Source organism: Helicobacter pylori, from assembly GCF_014498195.1.
GTDB classification, from domain to species: Bacteria; Campylobacterota; Campylobacteria; order Campylobacterales; family Helicobacteraceae; genus Helicobacter; species Helicobacter pylori_DO.
The window spans coordinates 19,303-27,404 of sequence record NZ_JACTGH010000017.1; the positions used below are offsets into that span (position 1 = coordinate 19,303).

Below are 8,102 nucleotides of genomic sequence, written 5' to 3' on the forward strand. Positions count from 1 at the left end.
AAGCATGTAGCCTATTTCCTCACAAACTGCTTGTATAGAAATTCCTTTCTCCCTATGGCGATGATATGGTTGCGCATTTTATCATGCAAATCGCCTAAGAAAAAAGGGGCTTTTAATTCCAGTTTAGGAATGTCTAGAGCATACACTTGAATCAAGTAATGGTGATCACCATTAGGAGGCATGGGGCCGATATAGACGCTGTTATTGAGATTGGAGCGTTGTTTTTCGCTTTCATTGAGCGGTGAACGGATAAAGCCTTGAGTGAGCGAATTGACCCCTTGAGTAATCCTTTTATCCATCATGGAGGCGTTTTCTTCTAAGACATTGTAAGAAATATTGCCCACGACCCAATGGACAAACGGCATGCCGCACACTTTTTGTGCGTCATGATCTATTAATTCTAAAGCGTAGCTTTTAGCGCCTTCCACTTTTTGCCATGAGATTTTAGGCGAATAAGTGGGTAAGCCGTTTGGGTTAAGAAACCCTCTAGGGGCGTTGCCACCAAATTTAGCGTCCAAATACCCTTGCGAATCGGTTTGAATCATCACTTCAAAAGTTTTCATTTTAAGCCTTTTTTTTGAAATCGTTTCGCGTTTTCTTATTGTAGCATGATCTTAAAAATACATCTTAATTTGGAGCATGGTATTAGAATAATCATTTTTAATGATTAAATAGTTATTTATTTTTACTAGTTACCATTGAACGCATGGAAAGTAAAATAAATCGTTTGAGCGCCAAGATAGACGCACTATTGGAACAGCAAAAAAGAGTGATTTCTTTACTAGAAACTTATTTGAGCGTTTATCCCGCCCAAGAGGCTTCAAATAAGTTTTTTAAAGGCGTTAGTCAAGGGATGGAGTTAGCCCCAGAAATCGCGCAAGAAGATGAAGAAAAACGCCTTTACGTGTTGCAATATTTAAGCCACGTGGATATCACTAAAAACAAGCAAGACTCCCAACTCAAAAAAGATTGTTTGGAATTTATCCAAAGGTTTAATGTCCCAAAGCCCATTATCATTACCGCTCTTTATAACCTTAGGGGCATTAAACCCACTAAAAAAGAAGTCGCGAAACAATTGCAAAAACTTTATGTGTGGGAGAAGCGTTACCAACAAGGGGGGATAGACGCTTTAAAAGACAGGCGTGGGAGACCCCTTAAAAAACCTTAAGCGACTTGGTAGCGGCTGTTGTTGGTTTTTGATAGGAGGATGTTCGCATTTCTCAAAATGTTTTCAAAAATTCATCTTATTTTAAGTTAAAATTAAGAAAATATCTTGTATTTAATCATAATTTAGACTTAGATAAGAAATCTATGTAAAATTTTTAAGGAGAATATTAACCTTGTTACAACGAATTTATTTAGACAATAACGCTACAACTAGGATTGACCCTAAAGTCAAAGAAATCATGGATCCTTTTTTAAGGGATCATTACGGGAACCCTAGCTCGTTACACCAGTTTGGCACAGAAACCCACCCAGCCATTGCAGAAGCGCTAGATAAGCTTTATAAAGGCATTAACGCTAGGGATATAGATGATGTGATCATCACTTCTTGCGCGACAGAGAGCAATAATTGGGTTTTAAAGGGCGTGTATTTTGATGAATGCTTGAAAAAGGGCAAAAACCATATTGTAACCACGGTTGCAGAGCATCCGGCGGTGCGATCCACTTGCAATTTTTTAGAAAGCTTGGGGGTGGAGGTTACTTACTTGCCCATTAATGAGCATGGGAGCATCACCGCAGAGCAAGTCAAAGAAGCGATCACAGAAAAAACCGCTCTAGTGAGCGTGATGTGGGCGAATAATGAAACCGGTCTCATTTTCCCCATTGAAGAAATCGGGGCTATCTGTAAAGAAAAGGGCGTGTTGTTCCATACCGATGCCGTGCAAGCGATTGGTAAAATCCCTGTAGATGTGTTGAAAGCGAATGCGGATTTCCTTTCTTTTAGTGCACACAAGTTTCATGGGCCTAAAGGCATTGGGGGGTTGTATATTAGAAGTGGGGTGAGATTGACCCCTCTTTTTCATGGCGGGGAGCATATGAATGGCAGGCGCAGCGGGACTTTGAATGTGCCTTATATTGTGGGCATGGGCGAAGCGATGAGATTAGCCGTAGAGCATTTAGACTATGAAAAAGAAGTGGTGGGGAAATTGCGCGACAAATTAGAAGAAGCGCTTTTGAAAATCCCTGATGTGATGGTGGTAGGCGATAGAGTCCATCGTGTGCCTAACACGACTTTAGTCAGCGTGAGAGGGATTGAAGGAGAGGCCATGCTGTGGGATTTAAACCGCTCTAATATCGCCGCTTCCACAGGGAGCGCGTGCGCGAGTGAGGATTTAGAGGCTAATCCTGTCATGGTAGCGATTGGAGCGAGTAAGGAATTAGCTCATACCGCTATCAGGCTTTCATTGAGCCGTTTTAACACGGAAGCTGAAATTGATAAAACGATTGAAGTTTTCTCTCAAGCGGCTGTAAGATTGAGAAACATTTCAAGCTCTTATTAAAAAGAATATAAAGGAATCAAAATGGCAAAACATGATTTAGTGGGTTCGGTTCTCTGGGATGCGTATTCTAAAGAAGTTCAAAGGCGCATGGATAACCCCACGCATTTAGGGGTCATCACCGAAGAGCAGGCTAAAGCCAAAAACGCTAAGCTCATTGTGGCGGATTATGGCGCAGAGGCATGCGGTGATGCGGTGAGGTTGTATTGGCTTGTAGATGAAAGCACGGATAGAATTGTTGATGCGAAGTTTAAAAGCTTTGGTTGCGGGACAGCAATCGCAAGCTCAGACATGATGGTAGAATTGTGTTTGAATAAAAGAGTCCAAGATGCGGTAAAAATCACGAATTTAGACGTGGAAAGAGGCTTAAGAGACGATCCGGACACGCCGGCGGTGCCTGGGCAAAAAATGCACTGCTCGGTGATGGCATATGATGTGATTAAAAAAGCTGCCGGCATGTATTTGGGGAAAAACGCTGAAGATTTTGAAGAAGAAATCATCGTGTGCGAGTGCGCTAGGGTGAGTTTAGGCACGATTAAAGAAGTGATTAAGCTCAATGATTTAAAAAGCGTTGAAGAAATCACTAACTACACCAAAGCCGGCGCGTTTTGTAAAAGCTGTGTGAGGCCTGGAGGGCATGAAAAAAGGGATTATTATTTGGTGGATATTCTTAAAGAAGTGCGCGAAGAAATGGAAGTTGAAAAACTTAAAGCCACCGCTAACAAATCCCAAAATGGGGAATTGGCTTTTAGGGAAATGACTATGGTTCAAAAGATTAAAGCCGTGGATAAAGTCATTGATGAAAATATCCGCGCTATGCTTATGATGGATGGGGGGGATTTAGAGATTTTAGACATTAAAGAAAGCGATGATTACATTGATGTGTATATCCGCTACATGGGGGCATGCGATGGGTGCATGAGCGCGACTACCGGGACTTTATTTGCCATTGAAAACGCTTTGCAGGAATTATTGGATCGCAGTATCAGGGTGTTACCGATTTGATTTGTTCTTTTTAGGGGGTGGAGGCCTTTTTTGAGCGAAGCGCTAATAAACTCAAAATGAGGAACGATTAGCGCTTGCGACATTGTTCGTTACGCGCTACTTTTATGCTAATATGCTATTTTGAAGCGATTTGCGATGATGATTGAAGGAACTTGATGGAAAAGACAGAAAACACAGATGAAACTCACTTAAGGGGAACTAAAAATAAACTAGGACGCAAACCAAAAGCAGACGCTAATAAAAAAACTCGCGCGGTAAGCTTGTATTTTTCTGATGAGCAATACCAAAAACTAGAGAAAATGGCTAACGAAGAAGAAGAAAGCGTGGGATCTTATATCAAACGCTATATTTTGAAGGCTTTAAGAAAAATAGAGCAAAATGGCGCTTGATAACTTTTTAACTTGGTTTTAGTCTAGCTTTATGAGTTTTGCTACAGAATAAAACCAAAACCCCATTTTTATCTGGTCTTTAGCTGTGTGATTTTAAAAAAGAGTGGTATTTTGGCTAAAAAAACTTCTTTATTTGAGTGTCAGCATTGCGGTTTTACAAGCCCTAAGTGGTTAGGCAAGTGTGTTCAATGCAACGCATGGGAGAGTTTTATAGAATTGAACCAAGCTCAAAAGGAAGTTTTACACGCGCTTAAAAAACCGCTATCACAAGTGCAAAAAAGCGTTTCTATCGCTGCAATTGAACATGAAGAAGTCATCAAGTTTTCTTCCACTCAAAGCGAGTTGGATATTGTTTTAGGTGGGGGGATCGCTAAAGGGGGGTTGTATTTAGTGGGGGGGAGTCCTGGGGGGGGGAAATCCACTCTGCTTTTAAAAGTGGCTTCTGGCTTAGCCAAAAACCAGCAAAAGGTTTTGTATGTGAGCGGGGAAGAGAGCTTGAGCCAGATTAAAATGCGCGCCACTAGATTAGATTGCATAGAAAAAGAATTGTATCTGCTCAATGAAATCAATTGGCCTGTGATTAAGGCTAATATAGAAAGCGAAAATTATTTTGCTTGCGTGATTGATTCTATCCAAACGCTTTATTCGCCAGAGATTTCTTCAGCCCCCGGCTCTATTTCGCAAGTGCGAGAGATCACTTTTGAGCTCATGCGTTTGGCAAAAACAAGAGATGTTGCTATTTTTATCATTGGTCATATCACTAAAGAAGGGAGCATCGCAGGGCCTAGAGTGCTAGAGCATATGGTAGATAGCGTGCTGTATTTTGAGGGCGATCCCAGTAGGGAATTAAGGATTTTGAGGAGTTTTAAAAACCGCTTTGGCCCTACGAGTGAAATCGGCTTGTTTGAAATGAAAGAGCAGGGTTTGGTGAGCGCTAAAGAAGCTTCAAGCTTGTTTTTTTCCAAAGAAGAGCCTATGGAGGGGAGTGCCATTACCATTACTTTAGAAGGCTCAAGGGCGTTGATTTTAGAGATTCAGGCGTTGGTGAGCGAGTGCAGTTTTGGAGCGCCCAAACGATTAGCGAACGGGTTTGACACTAACCGCCTTAACATGCTTATTGCTTTGTTGGAAAAAAAGCTAGAAATCCCCTTAAACCGCCATGATGTGTTCATTAATGTGAGCGGGGGCATTAAGATTAGCGAGCCGGCTTGCGATTTAGCGGTCATTGCCAGTATCCTTTCAAGCTTTAAAAACAGAAAAATTGACAATAAAACGGCGTTTTTGGGCGAAGTGAGTTTGAATGGCAGGATTTTAGAAGCCCCTAATTTGAACGCTAGATTGAAAGAAATGGAAAATTACGGGTTTTTAAAAGCCATTTTGCCCAAAAAGCCTAGTCAAAAAACCTCTATCAAATGCTATGAAGCCAATGTGGTGGGTAAGATTGTTGAGTGGATGTGATGAACTTTTGTTACCTAGTAGAACAAAGCCTTATTGAAATTTAAACTCAATTTAAAGAACAATTATCATCTTTTTTAGTTATAATGGCGGAAACCATTAAAATTAAAACAAAGGTTGTCAATGAAAGTATTATCTTACTTGAAAAATTTTTATCTTTTTTTACTAATAGGAGCGATCATGCAAGCGAATGAAAACATGGGGGCTAAACACCCAAAAACCGATGAAAGAGTGATTTACTTGGCTGGGGGGTGCTTTTGGGGGCTAGAGGCGTATATGGAGAGGATTTATGGCGTTATAGACGCAAGCTCTGGTTACGCTAATGGTAAGACTTCAAGCACGAATTATGAAAAGTTGCATGAGAGCGATCATGCTGAAAGCGTGAAAGTGATTTATGATCCTAAAAAGATCAGTTTGGACAAGTTGCTGCGCTATTATTTTAAGGTGATTGATCCGGTGAGCGTGAACAAGCAGGGTAATGATGTGGGCAGGCAGTATCGCACAGGGATTTACTATGTCAATAGCGCGGATAAAGAAGTGATAGACAACGCCTTAAAAGCGTTACAAAAAGAAGTGAAAGGCAAAATCGCCATTGAGGTAGAGCCGTTAAAAAATTATGTGAGGGCTGAAGAATACCACCAAGATTATTTGAAAAAACACCCTGGTGGTTATTGCCATATTGATTTGAAAAAGGCGGATGAAGTGATTGTGGATGACGATAAATACACCAAACCAAGCGATGAAGTTTTAAAGAAAAAACTCACCAAACTCCAGTATGAGGTGACTCAAAACAAACACACTGAGAAACCTTTTGAAAATGAGTATTACAACAAAGAAGAAGAGGGCATTTATGTGGATATTACCACCGGCGAGCCGTTATTTTCTTCAGCGGATAAATACGACTCCGGTTGCGGGTGGCCAAGCTTTTCTAAGCCCATCAATAAAGATGTGGTGAAATACGAAGACGATGAGAGCCTTAACAGGAAACGCATTGAAGTATTAAGCCGTATTGGTAAGGCGCATTTAGGGCATGTGTTTAATGATGGGCCTAAAGAATTAGGAGGCTTAAGGTATTGTATTAATAGCGCGGCTTTAAGGTTTATCCCCTTAAAAGACATGGAAAAAGAGGGCTATGGCGAGTTTATCCCTTATATCAAAAAGGGTGAATTGAAAAAATACATCCAAGATAAAAAGTCGCATTAAGGGGTAATGACTAAGCCCCCTAAAGGGGGTTAAAGCGTTTGGATTGTCTTAAAAACGCTAAAATCCGCCCTAAATAATTCATTTTTTAATTACCCTTACTTTGAAAATATTCTTTTTTAAGTTTTATGTTTTTGTTCTCATCAAATAAGGATAACTAAAACTTTTTATTTTTTTAAAAATGGGGTTTTTAATTTTATTTTTTGTTTCAAACTCATTTTTTAAGGGGGTAGGGGGTTATCCCATTACAACCCCCAACTAATTTCCCCTAACCCTAAAGAAGCGCTTTTTAAGAGATTATCGCTTGCTGATGAAAGCTTTTTGATATTAATTTTAAAAATGCCCTTGAGTGTTTTTAGATTTACCCCATAATGAGCTTGTGTAAAGTCGCTAAAATGCTTAAGGCATAAATGAGGAGCAACAGGATTTTATGCACCTTTTCATTAGCCAAAGCAATCAGTTTAATGCCAATGCCCACCCCTAAAAACGCTCCAATACCGGTAATCACCCCCGCTTGAACGCTTATATCATCAAGAACCCTCCCATTATAAAGAGAAATGACCCCAGATAAAGAAGCGAACACCACAAAAAATAGCCCCAAAGGCACGATTTTTTTAGAATCGTATTTCAAAAAATAGCCTAAAAACGGCACCATTAAAATCCCCCCACCCATGCCTAGCGGGATAGAAAAGATGCCGGTAACAAAACCGGCGAGCATCAAAACCCCATGCGTTCTATCCATAGACACAAAGGGGATTGCGCGCTTTTTTTCGGGCGTTTTGTTATTCGCATGCAAATCAAAATGCATTTCTTCAAAATGCTCTGGCTTTTTGTTGTTAGAAAAAGCGTATTTGATAAAGGTGTAGCACACCACCACCACAAACATGCTCATTAAAATTTTATCGTTAATGATCTTTAAGATAAAGCTCCCTAAAATCGCCCCCATTAGCCCTCCAAGCGCGGCAAATGAGCCTTCTCTCAAATCCAATAAGCCCTTTTTGTAATTGATGATAGAGCCGACCACTGAAGAAAAAAGCATTTGCATGAGCGAAATACCCACCGCATGGCTATAGCTAAAATGCGCAAAAATCGCGCTAGGGACGACAATCTCCCCCCCACCAATACCAAAAAACCCGGCGGTAATGCCGGTGAATAGCCCCACAAGAGCCAAAATAAACGCTGTTGATTCTTCCATGAAAAACTCCCTAAATTCTAAATTATTACTTTATCAAAAAAGAGTGATAATCTTTAAAAAATCTTTCTTTAATGATTACAAAAATAGGGTTTTGATTAGTTTTATAGCTTGAGAGCGATTACAAGAGATAAGCCCTCTTTTTAGCGTTTAATTTTAAAAATGCCTTTAAGCGTTTTAAATAAGCCCCCTTTTTCAAGCCCCTTTTTTTAAAGAGAGTTTAATAGGCAAAAACATAATTCAAATACACGCTATAGAGCCTTCTGTATTTGAGTTCAGCGCCCATGAAAGAATAATAATCCGTGTTAATGGTAGGGATTTTCACACCTAATTCCACGCCATGCTGCGCGGCATGATCGC

The 8,102-nt window shown here is 40.3% G+C and carries 9 protein-coding genes; 6 read left to right on the top strand and 3 right to left on the bottom strand.

Going from position 1 to position 8,102, the window contains the following annotated elements; translation table 11 throughout:
• Positions 1–11 precede the first annotated feature (11 nt).
• Positions 12–563 carry a YbhB/YbcL family Raf kinase inhibitor-like protein gene (locus tag H7N67_RS07160; protein ID WP_097707386.1) on the bottom strand — a complete coding sequence of 184 codons (552 nt, stop codon included), beginning with the start codon at positions 561–563 and terminating at the stop codon, positions 12–14.
• A 143-nt stretch (positions 564–706) separates the two neighbouring features.
• Here H7N67_RS07160 and H7N67_RS07165 point away from each other — a divergent pair, with 143 nt between their 5' ends.
• The 6 genes from H7N67_RS07165 to msrB all read left to right on the top strand — a co-directional run bounded on the left by H7N67_RS07165 (position 707) and on the right by msrB (position 6,553).
• Positions 707–1,168, top strand: a complete 462-nt coding sequence (locus H7N67_RS07165; protein WP_000444096.1) for a helix-turn-helix domain-containing protein — start codon at positions 707–709, stop codon at positions 1,166–1,168.
• A gap of 172 nt (positions 1,169–1,340) precedes the next feature.
• Positions 1,341–2,504 (top strand): NifS family cysteine desulfurase, encoded by a 1,164-nt coding sequence (locus tag H7N67_RS07170; RefSeq protein WP_187939527.1) that lies wholly within the window; start codon positions 1,341–1,343, stop codon positions 2,502–2,504.
• 21 nt (positions 2,505–2,525) lie between these two features.
• Positions 2,526–3,506, top strand: coding sequence for an iron-sulfur cluster assembly scaffold protein (locus tag H7N67_RS07175; RefSeq protein ID WP_187939528.1), 981 nt, complete (start codon positions 2,526–2,528; stop codon positions 3,504–3,506).
• 155 nt (positions 3,507–3,661) lie between these two features.
• Entirely contained in the window at positions 3,662–3,895 is a 234-nt protein-coding gene (locus H7N67_RS07180; RefSeq protein WP_000415824.1) for a ribbon-helix-helix domain-containing protein, read from the top strand.
• A 111-nt stretch (positions 3,896–4,006) separates the two neighbouring features.
• On the top strand, positions 4,007–5,353 hold the full coding sequence (gene radA, locus H7N67_RS07185; protein WP_187939529.1) for a DNA repair protein RadA: 1,347 nt from the start codon (positions 4,007–4,009) through the stop codon (positions 5,351–5,353).
• A 120-nt stretch (positions 5,354–5,473) separates the two neighbouring features.
• Positions 5,474–6,553: a peptide-methionine (R)-S-oxide reductase MsrB gene (gene msrB, locus H7N67_RS07190; protein ID WP_000866628.1), complete on the top strand. Its 1,080-nt coding sequence runs from the start codon at positions 5,474–5,476 to the stop codon at positions 6,551–6,553.
• A gap of 358 nt (positions 6,554–6,911) precedes the next feature.
• Here msrB and H7N67_RS07195 read toward each other — a convergent pair whose 3' ends face one another.
• On the bottom strand, positions 6,912–7,745 hold the full coding sequence (locus H7N67_RS07195) for a sulfite exporter TauE/SafE family protein (protein WP_187939530.1): 834 nt from the start codon (positions 7,743–7,745) through the stop codon (positions 6,912–6,914).
• A 217-nt stretch (positions 7,746–7,962) separates the two neighbouring features.
• Positions 7,963–8,102: outer membrane beta-barrel protein (locus tag H7N67_RS07200; protein ID WP_187939437.1), on the bottom strand; the 140-nt coding region annotated here is incomplete at its 5' end.

Bases quoted from the DNA above. Each gene is read 5' to 3' on its own strand.
- H7N67_RS07160 (WP_097707386.1), bottom strand. From the start codon at position 563: ATGAAAACTTTTGAAGTGATGATTCAAACCGATTCGCAAGGGTATTTG.
- H7N67_RS07165 (WP_000444096.1), top strand. From the start codon at position 707: ATGGAAAGTAAAATAAATCGTTTGAGCGCCAAGATAGACGCACTATTG.
- H7N67_RS07175 (WP_187939528.1), top strand. From the start codon at position 2,526: ATGGCAAAACATGATTTAGTGGGTTCGGTTCTCTGGGATGCGTATTCT.
- H7N67_RS07180 (WP_000415824.1), top strand. From the start codon at position 3,662: ATGGAAAAGACAGAAAACACAGATGAAACTCACTTAAGGGGAACTAAA.
- msrB (WP_000866628.1), top strand. From the start codon at position 5,474: ATGAAAGTATTATCTTACTTGAAAAATTTTTATCTTTTTTTACTAATA.
- H7N67_RS07195 (WP_187939530.1), bottom strand. From the start codon at position 7,745: ATGGAAGAATCAACAGCGTTTATTTTGGCTCTTGTGGGGCTATTCACC.